The following is a 24,723-nucleotide window of genomic DNA, read 5'->3' as shown; positions in this document are numbered from 1 at the left end:
TGGGTTTGCCCCTTTGCCTTGGCGCTGGCGCAAAAGCGCGCCGGTGCGGGCTGCACCATGTGAATGCAGGCTCTTGTCACTCTCTGGTCATCAGGAACTCTGCCACCGCCTGATAGGCTGGCAGCGAGGTAGGGTCGATGAACCCGTTCTGCGCCCTTGGATAAGACGACAGCCGCACCAGCACCATCTCGGCGGTCGGATCGACATAGATCGTCTGCCCATGCACGCCGCGGGCGGCAAAGGCGCCGTGGTCGTTATGGAACACCCACCACTGGCTGGTGTAGCTGCCGTTCGGAATGGTCGGGAAGCCTGCGAATTTCGACGGATCGCCGCCTGTGCGGATCTTGTCCACCACCGCCGCGGGGAACAGCCGCTGGCCGTTGCTGACCCCCTCGTTCAGCATCAGCAGGCCAAGGCGGCCCAGATCCCGAAGGCCGGCCGTGACCCCGCCACCCGCGAAGGGCACCCCTTTGCCGTCAACCGTCTGATAGGCGTCCTGTTCGGCACCCATGCGCCGCCACAACCGCTCTGACGCAAGATCGGTGACCGACTTGCCGGTGACGCGGCTGATGATCCAGCCCAGCATGTCCGAGTTTATCGTCTTGTAGTGAAACGCGTCACCATGATTGCCGTCGGGCTTCACCTGCTGAAGGTACTCCCAATAGCCGTCTGGCCCGTCATAGCCTTCGGGCTTGGGAAGCGGGCTTGCGGCGCGCGAATAGACCCAGATATCGGCGTTGGGGTCTGAATAATCCTCGGAATATTGTACGCCTGTGGTCATGTCCATGACCTGCCGCACGGTGGCCGTGGCAAAGGCGCTGTCGCCGATATCAGGGATGATATCGCGCACCAGGGCCCTGTCGTCCAGCGTGCCCTCGGCCACCAGGATTTCGCCCAACAGGCCGGTGATGGACTTTGTCATCGACATGATCGCGTGCTTGCCGTCCTCCTCAAGGCAGCCGAAGTAACGCTCATAGACGACCTTGCCCCTGTGAAGGATCAGCATGCCGTCGGTATAGTTGGCATATAGCGAGTCCTGCCATGTCATCTGATCGGTGCCATCTATCGGCGTGAAGGCAAGCGCGTCGATCCGGGCGCGCAGGTCGGCAAATTCCGCAGGCGACGGATAGTCAAGCGGGACGGGCGCACCCAGACCGCGGCTGATCTCTTCGGTGGGCAGGAATTCCCGCAGATGGCAAACCGACCAGCGCAGCTTGGGAAAGCTGAAGTAATTGGCATCCGGTTGGGTGATCAGCTTGTCCACAGGCGGGGGAAAGCCCTGCATCCAGCCCATCACGGCCGGGTCGGACTCCTGTGCCGACAGCGGCGCGGATTGCGCCTGCGCCGCGCTTGACGCGCCAAGCGCGATGGCAAGACCCGCCGCTGCGGCGAAAATGTCAGAAGTTGAAAACGACATTGATGAACCCCCCTGTCCATGGTTCCGCGTCTCCCCCCACCACATCCTTGATCCCGCGTCCGGGATAGGAGACCGAGACACCGGCCGTGAGAAAAACATGGCGATTGATAATGCGGCTGTATTCAAGGAACAGGTCATCGGCGAGATGTGCATCACTCACGCCGGACACGATGTTTCCGCTCGCGTCCACACGGGTCGCCTGACCGAATTGCACCGGGCTGTTCAGCTGGTTAGCCCGGATATGGGCATAGCGCAGGGTCAAGGTATCCTGCGGTGAGGGTTGCACCCGCAGCGCCAGCGTCAAGGCGTTCACGTTCGAATTGATGAAGGTCGAGGCCGATTTGGATCCCGTCGCCCAGGCGCTTGGGCTGCCCTGGTAATAAAGCGGATCGAACCGTTCCAGCGTGGTCGTGTCCGGATCGTCCCCGGAAAAGGTCTGATAGCCCAGGGTCAGGTTGGGCGACCATGGCAGGTTGGCAAAGGCATACCCGGCTGTCACGCGCCCGGCCCAGGCGTCCATGTCGATCCTGTCGTTCCACTGATAGGCAAAGTCACCCGTGAAGGTCCAGTTCTCAAGGGTGTCCGCAAAGGGGTTTGTCCTGGCATAAAGATTGAAGGTGTTGGTCCCCTCGCGCGCGCCGCTGGTCACCCTGGGCGGGCCAGATCCGCCGGCCGCCGCCTGCGGATAGGGGGAATCCGATTTCAGGACATGCACATAAGTCGCCCCGAGATACCCGCCCCGCGGGTCGTCAAGACGCAGGTCCAGGCCCGCCAGTTCGTTGTTCCCGTCCGTCGATGGCAACTCGTTCGGGTCGATGTAGAAGGCCGTGGCTGCAAGATTGCCTTGCGACAATCGCCCGATCGCGGCCATTTCCCAGGCCTTGCGCGGCCCGAATTTCAGCGCGCCGCGCTCAAAGCCGCTGGTCGCGCCATTTGCGATCAGCATGCCGGTTCCAAGCGACAACTCGCGCGGGCCAATCGACAGATCCCAGGACAGGCCGGAACCCGACACGCCACGCACGGCAAAGTAGGCTTCTTCAAGCGTCGTGGCACCCGTGTCGCCCCTGTCGAATGCGTCTGTCCCCCAGGTATGGGAGGACACCGCCGAGACTTTGCCGTAAAGGGTCGCGCCCGTATCGAGCTGGTAGTCGAAGCTCAATCCAGGCTTCAAATAGCCCTCCAGCCATTGCGTGTTCGGATCGAACCCACTGCCAGAGGCCGTCGCCGTGGCAAGGTCCCAGAACAGGTTGCTTTCACTGACAGCGTTCAGCCCACCCTGAAGATGCCAGCGCAGGGTCAGGGCGTCCGTCTCAACGATCGTGGTGCGGTCCTGTGCCCGGGCATGACCGGAAAACATCAGCGCCGCGGTAATGCCAAGGATCAGAATTCCGCCTGTTGTATTGCCGTGATGCGGCAGCCGGGATTTTCGCATCTGTCGTCCTTGTCATCAGCATGGCGCGAAAAGGGTGCATTTAAAAAGGGGCTTTTTTGAATTTCTACTTTTGCAAATCTTGATCAGTCAACCTTTACGGTAAGACGGAACGGCTGACCCGTAATCCCGAGATCACCAGAATGAACGGGGCATGTTCGGCGCCTGTCCGGGGTGGTCTGTGGCAATCATCCACATGAAGCATCGGGTCACTTGCCGCCATTTCGCCTGCCACGCAGGCTGTGAAATGGCTAGGTCCCCTGCATCTGGCGCCGGGGTTTTCACGGGACATTTCAGCAAGAACAGTCGGCCGGGAAATCCAGGCGGGAAGGTGGGCAAGCATGGCTTCCTTGCCGCCCCATGCACCGGGCGGGGCGTGACCACAGGTGATGGTAAAGTGTTTCAAATGCCACAAAAGAGTTTGCGGACCCCGCCAGATCGTTGTTTCCCTTGATAAAAAACACCCTCTCCATTTCTATTGAGTTAAAAAAATCGACCTTGAGTTGATTGAAATGAGAATTGAGCAGGAAATAATCAGATGACCAAGTACCGCCTTGCCCTTGCCGCGTCTGTCCTATTTGGCGTTGCACCCCCAGCATTTGCACAAGTTGAAACCGGACAGTTTACCGGACCGTCCATGGATGCGGCCGTCTTTGCCCTGTCTGGGGTCGGTGGATTTCAGCAGGGCCATGCGGCGCGCAACGCAATCGACCAGACCTTGCGCGGACGCTTTCAGTTGCCGGGCGCCTCGGGAACCGGCGATGCGGTGACCCGGTCTGACCTGTTCGTCTCGACGCAGGGAAATTCTGGCGCCGCGCATGAGGCGAATGCCTGGCTAGCGTTCGGCGGGGCCTCCTATTTCGATGGCTATGAGGGGTATTCTGCCGATCTGTCAGCTGGCATGGACTGGCGTCTTGGCCAGTCTGGCGTGCTTGGTCTGATGCTTGGCGCAGGCAAGACCGATCTTGAGGATTCCGTTTCCCCCGAAACCGGCACATCGTCCTACACGGTTGGTGCCTATGCCGCGCATGCCTTCGCATCCGGTGTCGTGATCGACCTCTACCTGGCCCATTCCGCCCTGGATTACGAGGTGGGTGCAGCCGCGTTCGATACGACAAGAACGCAGGCCGGTTTTTCCGTCAGCGGGGCAGTCGCCATGTCTACAGGCGTGTTGCAGCCACGCATGCGTCTGTCCGGTTCCTGGGAGGATTTCCCGCTTGGGGTTGGCGGCGTGACGGGTGGGACGACAGAACAGTTCATCGGATCCGTCGGTGCACGACATGCGTTCAACGCGACTGTCATGGCGGGCGGCCTGACGCCTTGGGCGTCCTTCGATCTTGAGTATGGCCACCAGGAAGACACGACTGGCGTGATCGACTATTTCCTCTCCCCCCGGGTCGGACTGGGGGTCACGGGGGATCTGGGCGCAGGGGTGCTGTCGACAAGCATAGACATCGGTTACGTGCGATCCGATGTCTATGGTGTCGGCATCGAGATGTCCTACGGGTTCAGCTTCTGACGCGGGCAAAGGCGCCTGAGGTTCGAAAGTCACCTGCGCGCACACAGGCCCTGGCCGAAGTGGCAAGGCCGTCCGAAGACCGCCCGGGGTGCGCCATGGTCATCGGGCGGCTTCGGTGCGCGACATCAGCCCAGCCAGCGCGATCCCGGAAATCACATGCCACACCCCCCAGAAAGCGGCCACCACCGCCATTCCCCCCAGCCCGCCGAAGAACCCGAAGATCAGGATCAGGCCAAGACCCGAATTCTGGATGCCGGTCTCGATCATGACCGCGCGGCGGTCAAAGGCCGATAGTCCCATCACGCTTGCAGTGACGTACCCGCCACCAAGCGCCAGGGCATTGTGCAACAGCACAAGAAAAGTCACAGCGCCTGCGAACTGCAGGAAAAGCGTCCAGTTTGCCGCCAGTGCCAGGACGATGAAAGCGATGAAAATCCCCATCGACACATATTGAAGTGGCCGGCGCAGGCGGGCGGTGACATCGGGCCGCTTCACATTCAGCATCACGCCAAGGCATAGGGGCAGCACCAGCATCAGCCCGACAGTGATCGCCGCCGAAACCGGATCAATCGAGGTTTTCTGCAACAATTCCCGGGTCGGTCCATAAAGGCTGCCCCAGAAGCCCAGGTTGAAAGGCGTCATGACAATGGCCGCGACCGAGGCAAAAGCCGTCATCGAGACCGACAGCGCCGCGTTGCCGCGCGCGCGATGCGTGATGAAGTTCGAGATATTGCCGCCCGGGCAAGCCGCGACAAGGATCAGCCCAAGCGCAATGGACGGTTGCGGCGCAGTCACAAGGATCAAGCAAAAGGTCAGGGCCGGCAAGACGACGAATTGCGAAAGCAATCCGACAAGCAGGGGTTTCGGGGCGCGGCCCAGCCGCTTGAAGTCGCCGGGTTTGAGGTCGATCGCGATGGAAAACATCACCACGGCCAGAACGGCATTGAGGATCTGCAGGCTGGTGGGTGAAAAGTTCAGCAGCACCTCGTCAATGCCTGCGGTGACTTGATTGTTCATGATGCCGTTTCTCGGTGCATGCGGCCAACCTTGCCGGTGGCGATCGTGGGACAAGCTGCTTGCGGTGGATGATACACTTTACGAATATCTTTGACATGCCTCATCGGTTGTCTGCCGGGCGATCCGTCGGCTGCGGCAGCAGTGTCTTTCTGGTCCGGGAAAAAGGTGGCATTATAAAGCTGGCCGCCGCTGAACCTGCCTGACCTTGAACAGACCGGGGGAATGCCATGTCGACGTGTTCGCAACAGCGGTCTTTCGTTCAGGGAACAACGTGGTCAAAGCCAGGAAACAGAACCCGATGGATGCCCTTTTGCGCGCGCGGCTGCGTATTGCAGAAGGCGCGGACCTGCGTCTGAAAGCGCTGCGACTTGGCATGCAAGGCGTGGACAGGATTTGCCAGCGCGTCATGGGGCAGGCATTTTTCGCGCTTCGGGAAACCGAACAGGTTCTGATCGAACTTGGTGACAGAACCGGGCATGATCTGGTGCGGGCGTTGCTGGAAATGAAAGGCGGCACAACCATCACGGCGCATGGCCTTGACAATATTCCGACCGAAGGCGCGGTTGTCATCGGGGCGACCCACCCGATCGGCACGTTTGATTTCATCGCCCATGCCGGTGCACTTCTGGATCACCGCCCCGACCTCAAGGTTGTGGCAAACCGCGAGGCAGAACGGTTTCTGGGGCCAGAGCGCATCATCGCGGTGGACTTCGATCGAAGGGACAAGGTCGTCTCTGCCCGCCAGACCAGCGCGGGGATGCTGGCACATCTGCACGACGGTGGCGCGCTGCTGGTTTTCGGATCTGGACGTGTGCCGGATATGAAGGACGGCCTGCTATGCGAGCCGCCCTGGCGCTCTGGCATCACGCGTACATCCGCGGCCGCCAAGGCCCCGATCGTCCCGGCCTCTGCGAACATGTGCAATTCCGTGCATTATTACAAAACGCGGAAATTTGCCCGGGTGATCAGCGGCGGAAACGATGATTTTGCGCGCACGGTCGCCTCATTGCGTTACGTGTCCGAACTTCTGGCCAAGCTTGGTGGCAGCTATGACGTGTATTACGGCCCGGTACAGCCCGCGGGCACCTCGGCGGAGGCGTTGAAAAAGCTGGCCGAAGGGTTGGTTCCCGGGCTTTACGCGGGATCGTCAAGCTGAGACCCGCGGCTGCGTGGTCTTGACCGCGCAGTCAGGGGGCAAGGTTGCCTGTGGGCCATTCCCGGCCTTGCCGCCTTCGTACCCGTTGACCAGCGCGCAAGAATGACGGCATCCCATCTTCGGCAGCAGGTCCGCCGCCCGTGCTGCCCGTCCCGCGCCGCCCGTACCGATCGGTCACTGATCAAGCGACTGGATATACCCCACGATATTGTCCAGCGTGCCTTCGAAAATGAAGGTGTGAAACTGCGGCATGATCGACACATGGTCCGGATACATGATCTTCAACCGCATGATCTCGGGATCCATGTAGGTGGCGATTGCCTGAAAGCTTGGTGGATAAAGCTTGAAGGCGCCGCCGGGGGCAATGTTGTGGCACTGGGCGCAATTGGCCTCGGCGGTGCGTTTGCCGGATGCGATATAGGCATCTTCTGCCTGCGCCAACGAGGCAAGACCAGTGATGGCAGCGAAAACAATGCATGACACTTTCATCTTCCCACTCCTCTTCATGAAATGCTGATGAAAAACTCGACCATACCCTGCGGGAACGGGTCCATGATCTGAATCATTGCAGGGCCTCGGGATGGCGGACCCGCGTCAGACTTCGGCACCCTCATCCCCGCAGAGGATTTTGATGTCGTACCTGAACTTTTGTGGCCCCAGCATCGCGATGGCCGCGAATGCGTTTTCCGATACCGTGCTGGGCACCTTCCGACAGGTCGCGCATGAATCCACGACCGTCGCACGCGCAAGGGGCTCTGCCTTTGGGGGACCATCGGGCTGCCGGTTCAGAAGGCCGCCTATGTGTCGCCGCCGCCATGCCGCTGGACATTCGGTCAAGCCAACTGACCGGCAAGGAAAATTCCACAGACGGAAGATCGGTTCTTCACAAACGGCAAGGCGATCCGTAGGGGTCAGGTCTGGGCTTGCACGATGTCTTTCGGACGAAACTTGCGCCCTATCCGCGCGATGATCGCCGCCTCTTCCAGATGTGACCAGGCCGCCGCATCGGTCGAAATGAAACCGTTGCTGGCCAGCATTCCTTGAAGGCGGGGCAGATCCAGCTCACCCAGGGCCAGCCGAGCGCGTGGCTGGTTCGGGCGGGCCCATGTGCGCCGCAAGGCATCGAAATTCACAGGCTCAATGCCGCCAAAGCTTTGCAGATGGGCATTGATCTGATCTGTTGCGCGTGACCGACGCCGGATGATCATCCCGAACTGTTGATGAGGCCGCGCAACCAACGCAAAGAAATGCACGGCAGACCCCTCTGCCGCGATGATCTTCTGTGCCGCCTTGTACCGCGCGACCTGAACGGAAAGCCTGTGCTTTTGCGGATGGAAAATCTCGTACCCTTCTGCGGCAAGCCTGTCTTCCAGCTCGTGCTCGCCGATCAGCAGCCCCTTTTGCAGGGATAGACCCGAGCGGCTGATATAGAGCTTTTCACCCCCGTCAGGGGCAATTGACGCTCCGAACCGGGAAAAGAATGCCCGCGTGGCCTGCGTTCCCTGAACGATGTCGCCCAGTCCCAGGCCCTGGCCGGGCACTAGAAGGCGTTCCACCTGCAAGGGGCTGGTGGCCAGTTCAATGCGTTTTGTCACACCGGCCAGGTCAAGAAAGTCTTTCTGCCACTGATAAAGCGCGGTCAGCTTGGGCCCCTTGGGAACAAAGACAATGCCGTCAGCTTCGGGATATTCGTCCAGACCCCAGAGCCGCCCAGTGCTTTCCATCAGGAAATGACCGAAATGCCCGGCCAATGTTCCGCCCCAGATCCAGGTGCCGGGCAACTTCCGGGTCTCGCCCGATGGCATCTTTGGCGACAGGGTAAGGGGGCGAATATTGCGCCACAGCGCGGCGCTGGGGCAGGGGGCGCCATCGGCATCAAGCACGCCAGATGCCGAAACGAAGCTGCGGCTTTCAGGTGGCACGACAACCGCCTGTGCAAGCTCCGTTATGCGGGTGGACCAGCCGCCATCGGGGGCCGGCGGGGGCAGTGACCTGGCCGCATCGTCTGGCAACGAGGTCTTGTCCTGCACATCGGATACCGCGCGCGCACAGGTCCAGACAGTTCTGGTCGACTTTTCTCCGATCTTCGAAAAGCCCGCCTGGCGCAGGATGTTCTTGCATTCCTTCATCCCGTCAATGCCATAGACTTCGGGATGGAATTCGACGACCACGGCACGAAAGCGCGTCAGGTCGATCTGACGAAAAAGCTCCAGCTCTCCGCCTTCGATATCGATCAGCAGGATTGTTGCGCCGAAGTCGGCTGCGGTGTCATCAAAGTCTGCCGTGGGAATATCTATCGCGGTTGTTTTCCGCTTTGCGTTGTCGATCAGCGATGACCCAAGGTATGAGCTGTGCACGTGAAACGTCACCGTGTCCGGCTGTTCCGTGCCCGCGACCAGCACGGTGTTCACCACGCGGATACGTTCGGACAGTTTGTTTTCTGCATAAAGCGCGTTGATATGCGGTAATAGCGCCGGGTTGGCCTCGAAGGACAGGACGGCCTGGGGTTTGCGGTTCAGGGCTGTCACCGCGCCGACAATGCCCAGCCCCGCACCCAGTTCCAGCACCCTGTCACCGGGTTCCACGACATGAAGCGCGCCCGCAATCTCCGTGCCTTCATAGCGCGCCGCGTTGATCCGCTTGATGCGGGTCTCGTTCAGGAAGTTGGACGCCGGAATCCGCAGCCCATGACAGGTTGCAACGATCTCTGTCATTGGGGACACCTAAACACTTTTTCATTCGTAAACCGAGGGCTTTTCGACTTGCAAGAATGGTCTGAAAGACCTGCACGATCAAGCCGTAAAGTCGATTTTCATCCCTTGGGGATCACGGTAGACCGCCGGGATTCCGCGCGGGCGGATGCGATCGCCTGCGGCTTCGGCCATGGCTTCGGCTTCGCGTTCAGAGATTGAACCAGCGCGATCGTCGCGTTTCGTCAAAGACCTGCTTGAAGTGCTTTCCGGCCAGCGACGGCGGATGATACACGGCCTCGAGTTTGGGACCTGTCAGGAAATCAAGCTGTGCATAGCTGACACGCCCGTCACCGTATTCGACGATGCAGGTGCCTTGGCCGGTGTTGCGTTGCCCGTCGCCACCCTTGAGCTTTGCCAGGATGGCCGTCGATACGCATTGGGCCGCGCTTTCCGCGAATGTGCCGGATTTCGGCAAGCCGGTGGCCGCCATGTCACCAATGGCGTAGACGCCCGGAAAACGGGTCTCCAGCGTCTGCAGGTCTATGGGAACCCAACCGTTTTCGGTCAGCCCGCTGTCGATGACAACCTGCGGCGGCTGGTGCTTGGGCACGCCAAGGAACAGATCGAAGGGCAGTTCGGTGCCGTCATCCAGAACCGCCATTCCGGGATCAAGCCGCATGACGGTGCGTTGCTTCAGAAGCCGGATGCCGAATTCTTCGAACGAATCCATCAAAGCCTGGGCCATCTCGGCCGAGGCGGGCATCGGGCTGGACAGCGGCGAGACAAAGGTGATGTCGCAATCGGCCCTTATCCCGCGCTCTGTCAGGTAATGGTGCAAGGTCAGGGCGCATTCGCTGGGGCCGGGTGGGCATTTGTAGGGAAAGCCGCAGATCCCGACGATGATCGGACCCGATGTGAAGCCCGGCAGCACCTTGCTTAACCGGTCCGCGCCGGCGTCGGAATAAAACTCGTTGCCATGTTCGATAAGGCCCGGCGTCGCCGCCATGTCATAATCGGCGCCAAGTGCGATCACGAGGACGTCGGCCTCATATGTTCCGCCATCAGTGGTCACGCGCTTCGCGGTGGCGTCGATGGCCGTGATCGTCTCCTTGACCAGGTGTATGCCGGGTTTTTCGAAGGCCGTGTAGGGCAGGCTGACATCGTCCAGCTTGGTCTTGCCGAACATCACGTCGATCCTTGAATACCCGAAAACGAAGTTATCCCTGCGGTCGATCAGGGTGACATCCGCGCTTTCTCTCAGGGCTTCCGACAGAAGCGTGGCCAGTTCCAGGCCGCCAAAGCCGGCGCCCAGAATAAGGACTCGTGATTTCATGGTGACCCTTGCTGATGCGACCGAGCCCGCAGCGGCCCGAAAATACGTCAGGTCTGTTGGAGAAGGGTCTGGTTCATTGAACGAATACGCATTTTCACATGAAACAAGGCAGAAGTAGGCGGGACATTGCTTGATAAGTCAAGCATTGCGAAGATGACCCCGTGCAGCCGCGCAATGCACGGCGTCCCGCAGGACAACGGGCATTTGGCCGGACTGGACGCGCCCTGATCAAACCTTGTCCCGGCCAAGAAACTCCAGCGCGGCTGACATGATCTCGTCCCAGGCCGGGGTCGATTTCAGAAAGATGTGGTTGTTGCTTTCGACCAGCCTGAATTCGGCAGCCGGGATTTTCGACGCCAGCAACCGGCCCTGCGACACGGGGTGCAGGGCATCACCACTGGCGTGAATGACCAAGGTCGGAGCCTGCACTTGGCCAAGCAGGTCCACCACATTGAACTTGTCGATCGTCATGCGGACGCGCGCCGCCATTTCGGCTGTGGCCGAAGCCAGCTGGCTTTCTACCAGGCTTGCGCGTTCCGCGCGTGAAGCATCCGGGCAGAACATCGAAATGAAGGCCGACATGAACGCGCTGTCGGGTTTTCCCCATCCCATCCTGACAAGGGTCATCAGAACCTCTGCCTCTTCGCGGGAATAGTTGTCGTCTCGGACCATACGGCCTTGGGCGAAACCGCCGCACAGAACAAGCCGGCTGACTCTGGAAGGGTGGGTCGCGGCGAAATGAATTGCGATTGGCACGCCTTGCGAGGTCGCGAAGATCGGGAACCTGTCCAGCCCGACAGCGTCGGCGACCGCCAGAAGGTCATTGGCATAAGCCTCGATGGATAATTCCTCGACGTCTGTCTGCGATAATCCGGTGCCTCTTTGATCATAACGGATCAGCTTGTGATGCGCGCTGAACATCTCGATTGAGGACCGGAAGACCGAGTTGCGCGCGTCCTTTTCGAGATGGGTCAGGAAATGCCCGGCGCGCATCAAGGGCGGTCCGGTTCCCGAAATGGCGTAAGCGATCTGCGTGTCGTCCACCGATGAGGTATATCGCACGGTCTGCGTCACAAGGCCGTCGGCGGCATCCGCGGACACGGGCTCTTGGGACGCATCAACCATCAATTCGAAACCGCGACGCGGTATGGTGCGGATGATGCGTTGATCCTTTCCGGTATCACCCACCGCGCTGCGCGCGGCATTGATGCGCGAACTGATCGTCGCTTCTGATACGATGCGCCCGTTCCAGACAGCTTCGATCAGCTCGTCCTTTGTCACAAGCTCTCCCGCCCGCTCCGCGAGAAGATGCAGAAGATCGAAAACCTGCGGCTCAAGCGGAATGGTTTCGCCATCGCGTGTGAAGCTGTGGCTGACCGTGTCCAGCACGCAATCGGAAAAGCGGTAGCGCATTTCAGAAGCCCCCCAAGCAGTTCGGAGCTAGGGTCAAAGGTTTCGCATTGAAAATCAAGGAAATCCCAAGGTGTTCTGAAGGTCTTCTTCAAGCGCGGGCGTTCAAGGGTCGGTAAGTTCAATACATCGAACAACAAGGAGACCTGACATGACCATCCAGCATGACTACAAGACCACATCAAGCGGCGCGATTGATTATGCCCATTACACCCGCCGCGCCCATGAGATCCGCAACGAGGATGCCTGCAAGGCCATTGATGCGATCGGCAGGGGGCTTGCGCTTCTGGGCGCCATGATCTGGCGTCAAACCTGGATCAGGATCGCCCCGATGACCAAGGCTGCGAGCGGTGCGCGGACTGCCTTGCCTGCCGGTCATCGGACGCCGGCGTAAGCTGCGATTTGCGGCCTGCTGGGTCCATCCTCACCTGCACGAAGACGCCACGTCCAACCCGGTTGCGGTCACCGTCTTGTTCGAGACCTCCCGCAATGCAATTCAACACAGCGCGGCCAGGCTGACATTTACCCCTGGCAGCCCGGCCGCGCCGTGCAGGCGCGGTCCAGTGCGTCGACCGTTTTCTGAACGTGATCCACTAAGCCTCGGGAAACCCGGCCGCACGTAGCGCATCACACATTTCTTCGACGAACCCGCGATCCACGACCGGGTTTGACTCGCGAACTGCCGCGAGGGTCAAATCGGGATGGATTGAACGCAGCCGATCACCGGCCTCTTGCAGCGCGTCCATGCGGCCAAGCTTGAAATAACATTGCATCAATCCGCGCAAGGCTGTTTGAAAACCCGGCATGCCGGCAAGCGAGCGCCTGAAATAGTCCTCGGCCTGTGCGTATTGCTGCTTCTGCATCAGCGCAAGACCCAGCCCTGTCTGGTCAATCGCTATTTGCGGATCCAAGGCATTCAATCGCATCGACCGCTGAAAGTGCAGGATGGCCTGATCCGGCTCGGCCCTGTAAAGCCGGACATATCCCGCACTCCTCAGGACGATGGTGGAATTGGGGCTGAGCAGCAATGCGTGATCCAGCGCGTCCATGGCCGGGTCGAACCTGCGCCCCAAAAAGGCAAGTGCAACCCCCGCATAGGCCAGCGTCGCGGGGTCATCCATGTGATGTTCAAGCGCCGCCTGCGCATAGGGAATTGCCGCCTTCTCGCGTTCGCGGTGGATCAACCGATTTGAGGCGGCGACAAGATGCGCGTAGGCATAAAGCGCCTTGGAATAGGAATAGTCCGGATCGGCCTTGATCGCCAAACACAGCAACCGAAGCGCCTCGTCAAACACTGGCAGCGAAAAACAGGCCAGCGCCGATGGCAGGGCTTGCAGGCAAAAATCATAGGCTTGCAAACTGGCCGTCGGCTTGGCCTTTGCCCGTTCAATCTCGGCCATGATCAGCTTGGGTTCGATCGCCGCCACCACGCTTTCGGTGATCTTGTCCTGCAAGGCGAACACGTCATCCCGTGCCCCGTCAAACCGCGCGCTCCAGATCATGCGCCCGGTTTCGGCCTCGACCAGTTGGGTGCTCACGCGCAGCATCTGGCCGGCCTGCTGGAAACTGCCCTCCAGCACATAGCGCACGCCCAGTTCCCGCCCGACCTCTCCGACCGATACGTTGCGGCCCTTGAAGGTGAAGCTGGAATTCTGCGCGATCACGAAAAACGCCCGGACGCGGGACAGGCCGTTGATGATGTCCCCGACCACCCCGTCGACAAAATACTCTTGCGACATGTCACCGGACAGGTTGGCAAAGGGCAACACGGCAAGCGACGGCTTGTCTGACAGCGGCGGCCCCTCGGATGGCCTTGGCGCCCCGGCGCCCTCTGGCGGTGTGAAGCGATAACCAAAACCCGTGACGGTCGAGATGATCCCCTTGCCCAACAGTTTGCGCAGGGCCGAAACCTGCACGGTCAGATTGCCGTCCTCGACGACCACACCGGGCCAGACGTGATCCAGCAATTCGTCCTTGCTGACCACCCGGTCACGGTTTGCCGCCAGAAAGGCCAGCACATCAAAGGCCCGCGCGCCAACTGGCGTCACCTGTCCTTCGATCAACAGCACGCGTTCAGCCGGGCGAAGTTCGAAACCAGGAAAAGACAAGTTGCCTGTCATGGATATCCCCTGTCGGCGATCAGCGGCGAAAACGGCCTTGTGGAAAAGGGAACTGTGATTTCTGGCGGGTGTCCAGCCCAAAACCCGACACAAAGGAAGCTGGCGGGCCGCCAGTTTCCGAATTTTCCAAGAAAATTCAATGCGCGCCATCGCATGGTTTTGACCGGACACGCGCCGCGCCACGCCTGAACACCGGTCGTATTCTAGACCTTGATGAATTCCATGCGGTAAACAACGTCTTCGCCGGTTGCCGGATCAATGCCGGGGGCACCGCTGATCACCAGCCGATCACCCGCAAGCTTGAATGGACGTGACAGATCACCGAACCAGTTCGGATTCCACGAGCCATCGACGTGATGCACGACCTGATCCCCCTCCAGATGGTATGACGCGACATAGGCCAGCATGCTGTCAAACAATTGTGCCTTCTCGGCATCCGTCCACCCGCCATGCTTGGGCCCCGGTCGGTCACTTCGGAAAACGGTGGCCATCATCCGGCCGTCAGGATGATATGCAATATAGCCAATCGGTGAAGGCCCCAGAGCATCGCTGATCTCTCCGGTCCTGACGGATGTGCGGGTCCACTCTTGCATCCTCCACGATCCGATCAATGCACTTTCGCTTGTCATGCCCCCTCCACGATTCAATATTCAGTGTCTTGGATAAACTTCGGCGTTTTTCCATGATAGCACCGATTTCACCCGATCACGGGCTGTTGTGCCGCGCAATACCCCTGCTGCCATCAGCCCCATTTTGACGTCCGGAGCTTGCGGGATTCTGGACAAAACCTCCCAGTTCTGGACAAAGGTTCCTTGAAAAAAGCGGATTGCCTTAATTTTGCTGCTTTTGTGCTGAAAATCCATGGCGAACAAAGTTGACGAACTGCCCTTGGGCGACAGCACGCAGTGCGCGGAGCCTCCAGGGTTTCGGTCAGGGACGGTCAGAAGGCCCGAAACACGTGGGAGACGCAAAACAATGAGCACCGTTGCCATCCTGCTGATCGCATACCTTCTTGTATCCCTCACCGTCATGCTGGCCTTTTGCCGCGCTGCTGCGCGGGGCGACCGCGTGATGGATGGCAGCCGGCGCGGTTAAATCTGGCACTGCTAAGCGATCGTGAGACACGGCTTTTCAGAAGCCAACCTCGCCTTTTTGGTGTGATCGCAGCCGTGCCCGTCTTGCCAAGCAGCGGGATTTTCAATGCATTTGTCCCACTGAGTGTCAGTCTTGCGCGGCGTTGATTGGGCTTGTGCGCCTTGGCGACCGGCATCTTCCTTTCGGTGGTCCAGGCAAGCTTTTGCAACCTGTGGGGTGTAAAACGCTTGATCGGTTGGCGACATCAGACCATCATCCCATCAAATGGCAGGCCACTTGCGGAATGTCGGTTGGGGCGCGCTGGTCGCGGGAATTGCCATGATTTCTGATAAACGCGGAGAATTCCGCCTCGATCATGAATCGGGACCCGCAGCATTGCCGCGCCGGCGAGACCTCATTCTAGGGGCGGCCTCATTTGCCGCAGTTGGTGCCTGTAGCCCGATGACGGTGTCGCCGCCCACCGAGGTGCCGACATCTGCGGATCTCAAGGGGCTGCCATATCATCCCCTGCCGTTTCACATGGATTTATGCATCCTGAGCTATCAGCTTTATGCACAATCTCTCGTTTGGCCGTTCGACCCTTATTACGTGAAGCACGCGAACGCAGCGGCAAGCTATATCTACCGGCAAAGGGTGCAGGCCTGGGCTGGCTCGATGCAGTCGCGTCAGTCAACGGCGGCGCCAGTGCCTTTCGGTTATCGCGGTCCGGGAAGGCTTCAGGGGTTTGCTGACAATCCACGCCACGAACCAATCCTGTTTCGCTACGACACCCTCAGACCCTGGGTGCCGGCCGCATCCATCGCCGAAGCCACCTGGGCCGAGCAACAGACCCCTCAGGCGATCACGGGGCGCATAGCCGAGGTTCAGATGTGCGCGCGTCCCACTGCCGCAGGCGAAGGTGTCGCCCGCATTGCTGATGTCGCGCGCGCCGGATCCGCAGGTCTGCCCGGAGCGCGTGACCTGCTCATAGCCTTTGAAGGCGGTACCGGCGACAAGGGCGAAGAAAACCAACCCGCCTCGCAAAGCCTGATGGGCTTTGTCCTTATGCGACATATCGACGGCAGTCGTGACTATGATGTTCACATTGTCTTCCGTGGCAGCCGTAGCGGCTCTTTGACACGTGCCGCGGGACTGGCATTCAGTGACAGTGGGGCGCGCGGAAACCCTGACTGGATCACTGATCTGGGCTACGATTTCATTCAGGCCAATGACATCTCTGCCATCGGCCAGGTTCATCGTGGATTTGCCCACAGCATGAGAAGCATGCTGCCCAATCTCAGGGCGGTTTTTTCACGCATCGCCAGCCGCGCGGGCGGACGGGCGCCAAAGAGGATCTACGTGACCGGACATAGCCTTGGTGGTGGCCTTGCGCAGCACTTCGTGAGCGCGATGTTGCTGGGAGAGCGATTTGGACCGGATGGGCAGGGCCCAGACATGCCGCGGCAACTTCGCGCCTGGCCCTGGTCATCCATAAAGCTGGTCAACTTCGCAGCACCTGTCAGTGGGGACACCACTTGGGCGCAGGCGCTGACCTCTGGCAGGTTGCAGGAACAATTCTTCAGTAAGCCGGAACTTGGAATTACCCTGTCTGATCCTGACGCACTCCCCGTCAATGACCCTGATATTCTGCGGCGCCTGACCGCCACGGATCGACCCGCCGGTTTTCGGGTGCTCCATGCTTCCGACCCGATTACGACGATCCGCTTTCTCGGTGGCCATCATGTGGGTCAAACGGTCTACGTCGCGCCTGCAAATCGCTTTGGGCTTGCCAATCCAAAGCTGCATGAACCCTCGGATATCCGAGACCGGATGCTTGGCGCGTTGTCCGACCCAAGCCTGCCGGCAACAGGATGGCGATATCGGCCCATGAAAGAATTCGCACCGGGGATCGCACGCACTGATTGGGGTCAGCCATCTGTGTTCGACAGGTTCTTTGACGCGATCGAAGGCTTCTATGCAGATTACTCTGCAGATTCCGAAATCCAACGGCTGCGCGCGGATTACGCATTGTTCCAACGACTGATGGACCGAGGCTGAGTTCGACCCAACCGCCCCATGCTTTCCATACCGACGCGTTTCAGGAGCAAGGATGTTCCGCGCTATCCAGAGAACGCGAACCCGCCCTGCTATCAACCCGAACTGGCTTTTTCTGGATCAAGGTTTCCAGACCCGGTCAATTGAGCGGATAGTGTCGCTTTGGCGCGGAACAGAAAAGATCAACCCTTGGAAGGCTTTTGGTTCGAGAAGACCGCGTTGCTTGAGTTTTCTGTTTCAGAATGACTCCCAAACATCCGCGGATAAAGGACGCTCAATATGTATCACGCTCGCCTGATCGACGGGAGAGTTGATCTGCGGCAACGCAAAGCCGATCCGTTTTGGGTCAGATGATCGCATCTGTGGCTAAATGCCCAAAGGCGGAGACGATACCATCACAGCGAGATTGTCACGAAGGAAGGGTCGCTGGTCCAAAGACTGACAGTGGACCGCCACACGGGTTGGATGCAGCCGGGCCAATAACCATTCGCAACACATCTGGCGCATTCTACTGCTTTGCGGAAAGCGCGAAGCCCTGTGTGTCGAAAAAAGCAACACGCACTGGACCATGGCCATGAAGGCCCGTGCAGCCCTCGGCGTTCTCGCCGGGGGTTTCCGACTTTGCTTTTCAAGGGTGCAGAGTGCAGACTGACGCTGTCGCATATGCCAATCGATGCACCAAGGACAAAAGCCCGATGTGGAAGCAAACAGGTCGAGAACAACCAAAGCCAGAGAAGCGGAGATGCACCCGTTGCAGTGGCTCCGGTCGCATACCTTGCGAGATATGCGGCGGACGGGGGGACGTGGTATCCGGACGTGATGCGCGTGGGAACCCGACCCATACCCGCTGCAGCGCATGTTCTGGCTTGAAAACCATGCGGTGCCGGAATTGCGGCGGCGAAGGATTCATATAGATCCAAGAAAGCCCGGTGGATGGCGGGGATGGAACGGGCCCGTAAGCCCGCTCTGCGTGTTGCGAGGCTTTGCCAAAGGTGCGCGGGGGGCTCTGGGCCGCAATATCCTTAAAGCGTACAAACTCCCCACGCGTTGGTCTAATTTGAGCTCTAAGACGACTTTTGCTGCACGGATTTTGAAAGACCGCTCCGGGCCGCTAACGGACCTTCGTGGCGCTCACGACCAAGTTCTGCCATGCGGACACACCAGAGGTTGACCGCTATCGTTTTTCGACCTCATCACCGGCATGACCCGCGATTGGGTCAGGCATTTTGACGACGTTCCAGCAGACCATCAACCACCCTGAAGGTATCCTGCATGAACCTTTTTCGGTCATGAGCCTCGGCCCACCATGCCGCGCCTCCCGGCGTGGTCAGCATCTCTGCAAAGGTGTTCATTATCGCGTCTTCCAGACCGACGAGTTTGCGCGGCAGTGAATCGTTGTGCTTCAGGAAGTTGCCCAGGATGTGGACGCCTTGCTCCAGAAACAAACCGAAACTCATTTTTTCGGCGGGATCCAAAGCTTCGTAGTCTTCATGTGCGCGCACCAGAAAAGCCGCGAAGGCGATGTCATTCGTTGCGGCCTTGTAATCCGTGAAAGCTTGCAACACCTCACGCCAATTCGAAAGTTCGGATTGCTTGCGTGTCATGTGAAGTTCGAAACCGACAAACGCAAGTGAGGCGACAATTGCCAAGGCTGCGACCAGATCGGCAATATCGGCGATGTTTGACAGATCCATTCAGGCTTGCCTTTCCAATACTGCAATGGCTATGCCCATCGCCTTCCTGCAGTATAGGGTCTCGAAACGCTACGGGCCAATAGCTGTCTCGGGTTCGAAATGGACTTTCGCTGTTCTGGACAATCTGAGGTCTATTGATCGCTCTTTTGGTTTTGGCTGCGCGTAGTGGTAGGATCCATGAACTGGGTCTGGCTGTCACTGTTGCCTCTGCAATCAGGAGGGTTCGGATGTGCGGCACACCTACGGCAAGGAGTTTCAAACCTTTCTCGATGAGCAGATCGCCAGAGTTCCAGTGCGGGAAGCCTATTCCGTGCGGGAAAAATGGAACGCGGAAATCGCCGCACTCGCAAAGAAACATACGTGACCGTTCTGCACGGACTCTGCTGAATCACTGGCTCAGACACCACGTTGGGCCATCTGTGCCCCTGTCAGCGACCCTGCCCCCCGTTGAAAGACAGGCCCCTCGCATCCCGCTTTCGGTTCGCAACGCGGTGTACTGCCGCCCAGCATCCGTAGTCGTTTCTTTTGAGGTGCGATGATGAAGCCGTGCCATCCCCCTGGGCCACCGGTTTGCTCGACCGACACCCGGCCCGCACGTCAAGGCATAGCCCGACTGAACCGCAATTTATTCAGGTGAGTTGGCTGGGGCAGCAGGATTCGAACCGACGGTACACGGCGGCCAACACTGATGCCATTTCTGCAATGCTCTGGCGTGAGAGCAGGTGGGTGGTAAACGTCAGTCCTTGGAGCAACGGCTGCGGCGGCAGTTGGCCGGGTTGAAGGGCCGATCCTTTGGGTGGCGCTTAATCTCGATCGACTATTGCCCTAATCCAGAGTGCGATTGCAGTGCTCAAGCCAACAAGGAAGAACAAGGTAATTCGTAACGCTCCGCCCTGATCCGGGTTGGTGATTCCGTGTATTGCAACAAACCACCCGTTCAGACCTACATAGAACACGATCGCGATAAGACCTGACAGAGCAGCCGCTTTGCTGAAAAGGCCCCATATGGCCCAACTTCCAATTATCACGTTTGAAAGAATGCGGACCGGCTCCACCTGACCGGTGCCGACATGAATCGCAATATCGAACAGCTGAACTGCAACCAGCGATATCAATAAACTTCGTGCAAACTTTCCGTTACTCACGTCACAGTCCACCCCAAGTTGTCCACTCAGAGTAGACTAGCGGGAAATCTCAGGGGCAGGCCACAGAAAAATGGGTAACAATCGAGAGTCCGTCCGTTGTGCCCTGTTCGGCCTTCCGCGACTTGCTGACCTTTGCTGGCGTATACCCGGCTATTGCACCAGAGAACTCAGTTCGCTTTCAGCGACCAGCCCCACACTTGCACCGCCATCCCTGCAGAGTCAGCCTGTACAGTCCGGAGCGCGACGGCACCGCCTGGCTCGGGGCTGGCGAGGCCGGTGATCCGTCAGAGATAGATCGAGGCCCTGCAGAAGGCAGCACAAGCACCCCTTTGCAGGGGCCCCACACGTCAAGGGTGAGGATTGTCCATTCGGATGCGTCCCTGCATCACGTCGTCAATAAACGCGCAGGCATCAGGCCGTTGATTCAGATGGGTCCACGCGCGAAGCATGAAAGTATCGGGCGCCATGAAAAGCAATATGGGGTTCAGGGCGTCGCGAGGTACCTTGATGTCCATCTCCAGCTTGGCTTCGAAAGCTGCCAGATGTTCTGAGGGCAGCGACATGATTTGCATGTTGTAGGCGAGATATTCACTTGCGATCAGGCAACCGTCAAAAGGGCAGGGCAATGTATCGAATGCTTGGTGTGCAAGTTCATGTGTCAACGCGCTTTCAAAAAATACCCTGAGAGGGAGATGCGAGAGACTGCTGTCCGGTTTTCGGATGCGCTGCAATGTCTCTAGCGTGGGCAGTTCGATCCGGTCTTCGCCGCAATGATAAAGCCCTATGCAACCGTCCGGCATTTCGTCTTTCAATTCGAAAAGAACCGGACGAGTGACAATCACGTTGCAATCGGCAAGCCTGGTTGCCGCCCGCGACGCCACGGCACAAGTGTACTTGGCAAGGGCTTCATCCTGCGACGAAACGCGAAACCTGTAATCCGAACACTGGAGTGTTTCGGAAAGCGCCGCGCGGCTCAACAGCAGCGTGAGCACGGCAAACCATTTCAGGACGCAGGACAAGTGACCCTCCTGAAAGCAACTTGCCGAGTAGGCTTTGGCGCTGGATCGGCTCGCAAGGCGCGGGACATCGGATCGTCGAGGGCCAGTTCTTTTCGAGCCTGTCGACCGCTGTGATGTCTCGGTATCAAGGTCATCCAAACGAAAGCTTTGCTATAAAGTCATCTGATTGAAGCATGGGTGAACCGTATCAAAAAAGGAACAGATTTCAAGGGCCGCACACGAAAGCCGATCCTCGCCGCTTTCAAAAATACAAGTAAAAACAAGATCGTATCTGAAAATTTCCTTGCAGTTCTCGCCAGTTAGAGTGCCCCTTCTGAAGTGGTCCACCAACTGGGATGGTATGATCCCGTTATGGACTTCACCCCGATGCCCGGCTTCCTTGCCGTCCAGCAATCCGCTTGCCCCTCCCCGCGCTTCGGTCTTTAACGGGTAGTTCAACGAACCCGCGCGGATCCCGGTCTACGCAGGGCAGGGCCAGCGAGATATCACATTGCTTTTCTTCACCATCTGGCCCCTTTTCGCGCTGATCTGCCTTGGCTATTTCCTTTTCCAGCGCGGCTTTCCCGATCCCGGTTTCTGGCCCGCCGCCGAACGGATCAACTATTTCCTGCTATTTCCGGCCCTTTTGATCACTAGTCTGGCCGATGCCCCTGTTCGCGATCCACAGGTGCTGCGTCTGGGAGGTGCGGCCGTCGCAATCATCCTGCTCGCCGCAATCGCCCTGGCCCTGACCCGGCGCGCCCGCCCCATGCCGGCGGCCCGCTTTGGCCCGCTGCTGCAAGGCACGGTCCGCTTCAACACCTATCTGGGGCTGGCCATCCTGGCGACGCTGGCTGGACCTGTCGGGATCGAACAGGCGGCGCTTTACCTTGCCGTCGCCGTGCCTTTGGTCAACGTCCTGTCGATCATGGCCCTGACCGAGGCAGGTCAGGCCCGCACCCCCCTTGCCATGCTACGCACAGTGGCGCGCAACCCGCTGATCTTGGCTTGTCTGGGGGGCATTGCGCTGGCCCTGACTGGATGGGGGCTACCCTTTGGCACCGGGCGCTTTCTTGACCTTTTGGCACAAGCCAGCCTTCCGCTTGGTCTGCTATGCGTGGGGGCCGCTCTGCAACCCGCCGCCTTGCGTCGCGACGGGTTGACCCTTGCTGCAGCCGGCGCCCTGCGCCTTCTGCTGATGCCCCTGCTTGCCGCGCTCATAGCGTATGCCTTCGGCCTCAGCGGGGTTGCGGCGCTGGTGGTGGTCGTTTTCTCGGCCATCCCCACGGCCCCCACGTCCTATGTGCTGACCCGACAGTTGAATGGCGACGGCACGCTGATGGCAGGGATCGTCACCTCGCAGACCATTGCCGCCATCGCCACCATTCCACTGGTTCTGTGGGCCCTTAGCCTCTGACACCACCGGATGCTGTGGAACTGCTGCACACATACGCTCCAGCGCGCACAAGAACGCCGCGTTCGGGTGTTTCTTGGACGCTGCGACGCGAAGCGGCCGTCTACGAATGACCGTCATGTTTCCGGACAGGACAGAAAGGCAAGAAGCCGTCCTTCAGCCCAGTTGAGGGGTTCTCCGGCGCACGCTCATCAACAGGCCAATCGTCAAAATAACAAGCGCCAGGACACTTATCACGCTCAAGCTTTCGCCCAGAATAAGCAGTCCCAAAAGGGCTCCTCCACCCGGCACCGCGGCAAGGATGGACGAGGTGTTTCCGTTCCCGATTGTCCGTGATGCATGGGCCACGAAGAGCAGACCAATAAGGTTTGGCACAAAACCTTGGTAGACAGCTTGGAGCAATAACGGGCGCAAGGGCGCGTCTGCAAGTCCGGAAGGCAGCCAAAGAACCCAGACAGGCAGATAGAGAGCCGCGTTGACGACGGTCCCACAAAAGATGATCTGCATCGGACGGAGCTGCCACCGCTCGGACAGGATGACATATGAAGAGAAAAAGATTGCTCCGACCACAAACATCAGATCACCGACCCATGCATTCTGGATGTTGGTGACGCTGGTATCCCATGCCAGCACAACCGAAGACACAAGGATCAGCGCCGCGCCCAGAAGCTGCTGCGTTCCAGGCAGTTTGCGGAAAAGGAAAATCCCGAAAAGGATGCTGATCAAGGGCAGCACCCCATTCATGAAAATTCCGCCATGTGCGGCGGGTGCATAAAGAAAGCCTGAAAACACAATCAGAATGTAGACGGGCCCCAAAATAAACGAGAGCACGGCGATTTGCGACAGACGTAGTCCACGCCAGGGCTTGTAGTAAAGGCAAAGCGGCAGTGCCACCAGCGACGCCAAGCCATAGCGCATCGCGGCCAGATCATAGACCGTTAGCCCACTGTCATTGGCAACCCGGCTCACGATCAGCCAAAATGACCAGACCAGAACTATGGTCCATGCCGCAGCGTAGCCAGTGACGTGTGAAGGGGAACTGGTTGGCATCTGGGCTGCGCTCAATCTGACGAATTATGTGAAGCTACGATGAACCTGCAGTAGGAGGAGCCATGCCGAGAGGCAAGAGAGCGGAGGAAATAAGAAAAGACAGGGATCAGTTATGTTCTGGCGTGAGGATCATTTGAGACAGGGACGAAGGTTTCCCACCTGGATTTGCGTCCAGAAGGGGTGATTGGATACAGCGTTCATCCTGAAGGCCAGATCAGTGATTGCTGACAGAGCGAAAGCCACCTTCATTCAGGGTGCGGCGCTTGGCATTGAGGGCGCAAAGCAGTCGTTAGCGGCACTTTGCCTGAAAGGCCGATATACATACGGCGGTTACGCACGGCCCTGTGGCGTGATCGTGGCCATCGGGTAAGCCCCGCAAGCAAGAAAGAAACCGTACACAATCAGCGAAATCATGGCCAATTGATATAACTATGAATGAAAGAATGACGGAAATTGCATTTATTTTTTGGATCAGGGTAAGCGCTGGTGTAGGCTCAGGCAAGCAATGCCGACTAAAGATAAAGACGTTGAACCCAATTCGAAAACCGGAATGCAGTGAGCTCGAGGTGTTACAAGTTTTTTGAGCTGTTTTGATAAAAGGAAACCGAAATGATCAAGCAATCATTCTCAATGATAAAGTTGTTCGGTCGTGAAGAGAGCGGCGTCGCTTTAATGGAGTACCTGATGCTGCTTGGGTTGCTGGTGGGCAGCGTGATTGGCGTTGTTGCAGTTTTCGGATCCTCTCTTTCAGCCAGCTTCGTCGCATGGGGCACTTGGTTTCTCTCGATAACAATCTGACCTCTGGTGCCTTGTTTGACACGCCTTCGGCACGCAACGCGGCGTACTGACGCCCTGCATCTGTGGTGATTTCGCGCTGGGGACGATCATGGAAACCCTGCCGCCCCTGTCGGCAAGAATTGAACCTGAGATAGGGGCAATTGAACCTCGGCTGGATGCTGGCACGATCCTTTCCTGCTACACGCTTGGTCGTAAAGAATTCGACAACCCTCAAGTCACGGACATTTCTGGGATGACATTCTTTTTGGGGATAATAAAGTCGGGCCCCCGCTCAAGGCGATGCGGGAGCCCTGGGAGGTTCGCTTCAGTAGCGGTCACCGTCATAAGCCTGTGAATCGCTGATCTTGTAGCTCCAGGCCAGCCCGGCATTGCGCCAGCCATTCATCACACGCTGGCCCTTG

General features: G+C 58.8%; 21 protein-coding genes. 7 read left to right on the top strand and 14 right to left on the bottom strand.

Translation table 11 applies throughout. The features are described from left to right. Nucleotides 1-76: 76 nt before the first annotated feature. Both ACFQ3C_RS06910 and ACFQ3C_RS06905 read right to left on the bottom strand, forming a co-directional pair. Complete coding sequence (locus ACFQ3C_RS06910) at nucleotides 77-1,417, bottom strand: serine hydrolase domain-containing protein (RefSeq protein WP_380789851.1); 1,341 nt, start codon at nucleotides 1,415-1,417, stop codon at nucleotides 77-79. Then, entirely contained in the window at nucleotides 1,398-2,849 is a 1,452-nt protein-coding gene (locus tag ACFQ3C_RS06905) for an alginate export family protein (RefSeq protein WP_380789850.1), read from the bottom strand. The genes ACFQ3C_RS06910 and ACFQ3C_RS06905 overlap by 20 nt, the downstream gene beginning before the upstream one ends. Nucleotides 2,850-3,483: 634 nt before the next feature. Here ACFQ3C_RS06905 and ACFQ3C_RS06900 point away from each other — a divergent pair. Next, a complete protein-coding gene (locus ACFQ3C_RS06900; protein WP_380789848.1) occupies nucleotides 3,484-4,365 on the top strand; it encodes an autotransporter domain-containing protein in 882 nt (293 codons plus the stop codon). Between the two features lie 99 nt (nucleotides 4,366-4,464). Here ACFQ3C_RS06900 and ACFQ3C_RS06895 read toward each other — a convergent pair whose 3' ends face one another. After that, nucleotides 4,465-5,382, bottom strand: coding sequence for a bile acid:sodium symporter family protein (locus tag ACFQ3C_RS06895; RefSeq protein WP_380789847.1), 918 nt, complete (start codon nucleotides 5,380-5,382; stop codon nucleotides 4,465-4,467). 298 nt (nucleotides 5,383-5,680) lie between these two features. Here ACFQ3C_RS06895 and ACFQ3C_RS06890 point away from each other — a divergent pair, with 298 nt between their 5' ends. After that, nucleotides 5,681-6,538: a hypothetical protein gene (locus ACFQ3C_RS06890; RefSeq protein ID WP_380789846.1), complete on the top strand. Its 858-nt coding sequence runs from the start codon at nucleotides 5,681-5,683 to the stop codon at nucleotides 6,536-6,538. A 174-nt stretch (nucleotides 6,539-6,712) separates the two neighbouring features. Here the strand turns inward: ACFQ3C_RS06890 and ACFQ3C_RS06885 are convergent, their stop codons facing one another. The 4 genes from ACFQ3C_RS06885 to ACFQ3C_RS06870 form a co-directional block, all read right to left on the bottom strand. Beyond that, nucleotides 6,713-7,027, bottom strand: coding sequence for a c-type cytochrome (locus ACFQ3C_RS06885; RefSeq protein WP_380789845.1), 315 nt, complete (start codon nucleotides 7,025-7,027; stop codon nucleotides 6,713-6,715). Between the two features lie 422 nt (nucleotides 7,028-7,449). Next, complete coding sequence (locus tag ACFQ3C_RS06880; protein WP_380789844.1) at nucleotides 7,450-9,252, bottom strand: FkbM family methyltransferase; 1,803 nt, start codon at nucleotides 9,250-9,252, stop codon at nucleotides 7,450-7,452. Nucleotides 9,253-9,439: 187 nt separating this feature from the next. Next, nucleotides 9,440-10,564, bottom strand: coding sequence for an NAD(P)/FAD-dependent oxidoreductase (locus tag ACFQ3C_RS06875; RefSeq protein WP_380789843.1), 1,125 nt, complete (start codon nucleotides 10,562-10,564; stop codon nucleotides 9,440-9,442). A 228-nt stretch (nucleotides 10,565-10,792) separates the two neighbouring features. Continuing rightward, nucleotides 10,793-11,977 (bottom strand): alpha/beta fold hydrolase, encoded by a 1,185-nt coding sequence (locus tag ACFQ3C_RS06870; RefSeq protein WP_380789842.1) that lies wholly within the window; start codon nucleotides 11,975-11,977, stop codon nucleotides 10,793-10,795. 148 nt (nucleotides 11,978-12,125) lie between these two features. Between ACFQ3C_RS06870 and ACFQ3C_RS06865 the strand changes: the two genes are divergently transcribed. After that, nucleotides 12,126-12,368 carry a hypothetical protein gene (locus ACFQ3C_RS06865; protein ID WP_380789841.1) on the top strand — a complete coding sequence of 81 codons (243 nt, stop codon included), beginning with the start codon at nucleotides 12,126-12,128 and terminating at the stop codon, nucleotides 12,366-12,368. A gap of 199 nt (nucleotides 12,369-12,567) precedes the next feature. Here the strand turns inward: ACFQ3C_RS06865 and ACFQ3C_RS06860 are convergent, their stop codons facing one another. The 3 genes from ACFQ3C_RS06860 to ACFQ3C_RS06850 all read right to left on the bottom strand — a co-directional run bounded on the left by ACFQ3C_RS06860 (nucleotide 12,568) and on the right by ACFQ3C_RS06850 (nucleotide 15,086). Continuing rightward, nucleotides 12,568-14,094: a winged helix-turn-helix domain-containing tetratricopeptide repeat protein gene (locus ACFQ3C_RS06860; protein ID WP_380789840.1), complete on the bottom strand. Its 1,527-nt coding sequence runs from the start codon at nucleotides 14,092-14,094 to the stop codon at nucleotides 12,568-12,570. Nucleotides 14,095-14,297: 203 nt separating this feature from the next. Continuing rightward, entirely contained in the window at nucleotides 14,298-14,723 is a 426-nt protein-coding gene (locus tag ACFQ3C_RS06855; RefSeq protein ID WP_380789839.1) for a lipocalin-like domain-containing protein, read from the bottom strand. A gap of 21 nt (nucleotides 14,724-14,744) precedes the next feature. Next, nucleotides 14,745-15,086, bottom strand: coding sequence for a hypothetical protein (locus ACFQ3C_RS06850; protein WP_380789838.1), 342 nt, complete (start codon nucleotides 15,084-15,086; stop codon nucleotides 14,745-14,747). Nucleotides 15,087-15,507: 421 nt separating this feature from the next. Here ACFQ3C_RS06850 and ACFQ3C_RS06845 point away from each other — a divergent pair, with 421 nt between their 5' ends. Beyond that, nucleotides 15,508-17,226, top strand: a complete 1,719-nt coding sequence (locus ACFQ3C_RS06845; RefSeq protein WP_380789837.1) for a lipase family protein — start codon at nucleotides 15,508-15,510, stop codon at nucleotides 17,224-17,226. Between the two features lie 1,214 nt (nucleotides 17,227-18,440). Here the strand turns inward: ACFQ3C_RS06845 and ACFQ3C_RS06840 are convergent. Next, a complete protein-coding gene (locus ACFQ3C_RS06840) occupies nucleotides 18,441-18,917 on the bottom strand; it encodes a hypothetical protein (RefSeq protein ID WP_380789836.1) in 477 nt (158 codons plus the stop codon). A gap of 229 nt (nucleotides 18,918-19,146) precedes the next feature. Between ACFQ3C_RS06840 and ACFQ3C_RS06835 the strand changes: the two genes are divergently transcribed. Further along, nucleotides 19,147-19,281, top strand: a complete 135-nt coding sequence (locus ACFQ3C_RS06835; protein WP_380789835.1) for a hypothetical protein — start codon at nucleotides 19,147-19,149, stop codon at nucleotides 19,279-19,281. A 439-nt stretch (nucleotides 19,282-19,720) separates the two neighbouring features. On the opposite strand, the gene ACFQ3C_RS06830 is transcribed toward ACFQ3C_RS06835, so the two are convergent. After that, the gene (locus ACFQ3C_RS06830) at nucleotides 19,721-20,062 is read right to left on the bottom strand and encodes a hypothetical protein (RefSeq protein ID WP_380789833.1); all 342 of its coding nucleotides are present in this window, start codon (nucleotides 20,060-20,062) and stop codon (nucleotides 19,721-19,723) included. Between the two features lie 347 nt (nucleotides 20,063-20,409). Further along, nucleotides 20,410-21,054 carry a hypothetical protein gene (locus ACFQ3C_RS06825; protein ID WP_380789832.1) on the bottom strand — a complete coding sequence of 215 codons (645 nt, stop codon included), beginning with the start codon at nucleotides 21,052-21,054 and terminating at the stop codon, nucleotides 20,410-20,412. Between the two features lie 517 nt (nucleotides 21,055-21,571). Between ACFQ3C_RS06825 and ACFQ3C_RS06820 the strand changes: the two genes are divergently transcribed. Continuing rightward, nucleotides 21,572-22,477, top strand: coding sequence for an AEC family transporter (locus ACFQ3C_RS06820; RefSeq protein WP_380789830.1), 906 nt, complete (start codon nucleotides 21,572-21,574; stop codon nucleotides 22,475-22,477). Between the two features lie 153 nt (nucleotides 22,478-22,630). Here the strand turns inward: ACFQ3C_RS06820 and ACFQ3C_RS06815 are convergent, their stop codons facing one another. Continuing rightward, entirely contained in the window at nucleotides 22,631-23,524 is an 894-nt protein-coding gene (locus ACFQ3C_RS06815) for a DMT family transporter (RefSeq protein WP_380789829.1), read from the bottom strand. Between the two features lie 609 nt (nucleotides 23,525-24,133). On the opposite strand from ACFQ3C_RS06815, the gene ACFQ3C_RS06810 reads away from it, so the two are divergent. Then, nucleotides 24,134-24,322, top strand: a complete 189-nt coding sequence (locus tag ACFQ3C_RS06810; RefSeq protein WP_380789828.1) for a Flp family type IVb pilin — start codon at nucleotides 24,134-24,136, stop codon at nucleotides 24,320-24,322. The last annotated feature ends 401 nt before the right edge of the window (nucleotides 24,323-24,723 follow it).

Source organism: Seohaeicola saemankumensis (assembly GCF_042678485.1).
Lineage (GTDB): Bacteria > Pseudomonadota > Alphaproteobacteria > Rhodobacterales > Rhodobacteraceae > Seohaeicola > Seohaeicola saemankumensis.
This window is presented reverse-complemented; position numbering and strand designations above follow the sequence as displayed.

Excerpts from the sequence above, each read along its gene's own strand:
- ACFQ3C_RS06855 (WP_380789839.1), bottom strand. The coding sequence starts at position 14,723 with ATGACAAGCGAAAGTGCATTGATCGGATCGTGGAGGATGCAAGAGTGG.
- ACFQ3C_RS06880 (WP_380789844.1), bottom strand. The coding sequence starts at position 9,252 with ATGACAGAGATCGTTGCAACCTGTCATGGGCTGCGGATTCCGGCGTCC.
- ACFQ3C_RS06860 (WP_380789840.1), bottom strand. The coding sequence starts at position 14,094 with ATGACAGGCAACTTGTCTTTTCCTGGTTTCGAACTTCGCCCGGCTGAA.
- ACFQ3C_RS06840 (WP_380789836.1), bottom strand. The coding sequence starts at position 18,917 with ATGGATCTGTCAAACATCGCCGATATTGCCGATCTGGTCGCAGCCTTG.
- ACFQ3C_RS06865 (WP_380789841.1), top strand. The coding sequence starts at position 12,126 with ATGACCATCCAGCATGACTACAAGACCACATCAAGCGGCGCGATTGAT.
- ACFQ3C_RS06815 (WP_380789829.1), bottom strand. The coding sequence starts at position 23,524 with ATGCCAACCAGTTCCCCTTCACACGTCACTGGCTACGCTGCGGCATGG.
- ACFQ3C_RS06845 (WP_380789837.1), top strand. The coding sequence starts at position 15,508 with ATGATTTCTGATAAACGCGGAGAATTCCGCCTCGATCATGAATCGGGA.
- ACFQ3C_RS06895 (WP_380789847.1), bottom strand. The coding sequence starts at position 5,382 with ATGAACAATCAAGTCACCGCAGGCATTGACGAGGTGCTGCTGAACTTT.
- ACFQ3C_RS06890 (WP_380789846.1), top strand. The coding sequence starts at position 5,681 with ATGGATGCCCTTTTGCGCGCGCGGCTGCGTATTGCAGAAGGCGCGGAC.
- ACFQ3C_RS06900 (WP_380789848.1), top strand. The coding sequence starts at position 3,484 with ATGGATGCGGCCGTCTTTGCCCTGTCTGGGGTCGGTGGATTTCAGCAG.
- ACFQ3C_RS06910 (WP_380789851.1), bottom strand. The coding sequence starts at position 1,417 with ATGTCGTTTTCAACTTCTGACATTTTCGCCGCAGCGGCGGGTCTTGCC.
- ACFQ3C_RS06905 (WP_380789850.1), bottom strand. The coding sequence starts at position 2,849 with ATGCGAAAATCCCGGCTGCCGCATCACGGCAATACAACAGGCGGAATT.
- ACFQ3C_RS06810 (WP_380789828.1), top strand. The coding sequence starts at position 24,134 with ATGATCAAGCAATCATTCTCAATGATAAAGTTGTTCGGTCGTGAAGAG.
- ACFQ3C_RS06885 (WP_380789845.1), bottom strand. The coding sequence starts at position 7,027 with ATGAAAGTGTCATGCATTGTTTTCGCTGCCATCACTGGTCTTGCCTCG.
- ACFQ3C_RS06870 (WP_380789842.1), bottom strand. The coding sequence starts at position 11,977 with ATGCGCTACCGCTTTTCCGATTGCGTGCTGGACACGGTCAGCCACAGC.
- ACFQ3C_RS06850 (WP_380789838.1), bottom strand. The coding sequence starts at position 15,086 with ATGGCAACGGTGCTCATTGTTTTGCGTCTCCCACGTGTTTCGGGCCTT.
- ACFQ3C_RS06875 (WP_380789843.1), bottom strand. The coding sequence starts at position 10,564 with ATGAAATCACGAGTCCTTATTCTGGGCGCCGGCTTTGGCGGCCTGGAA.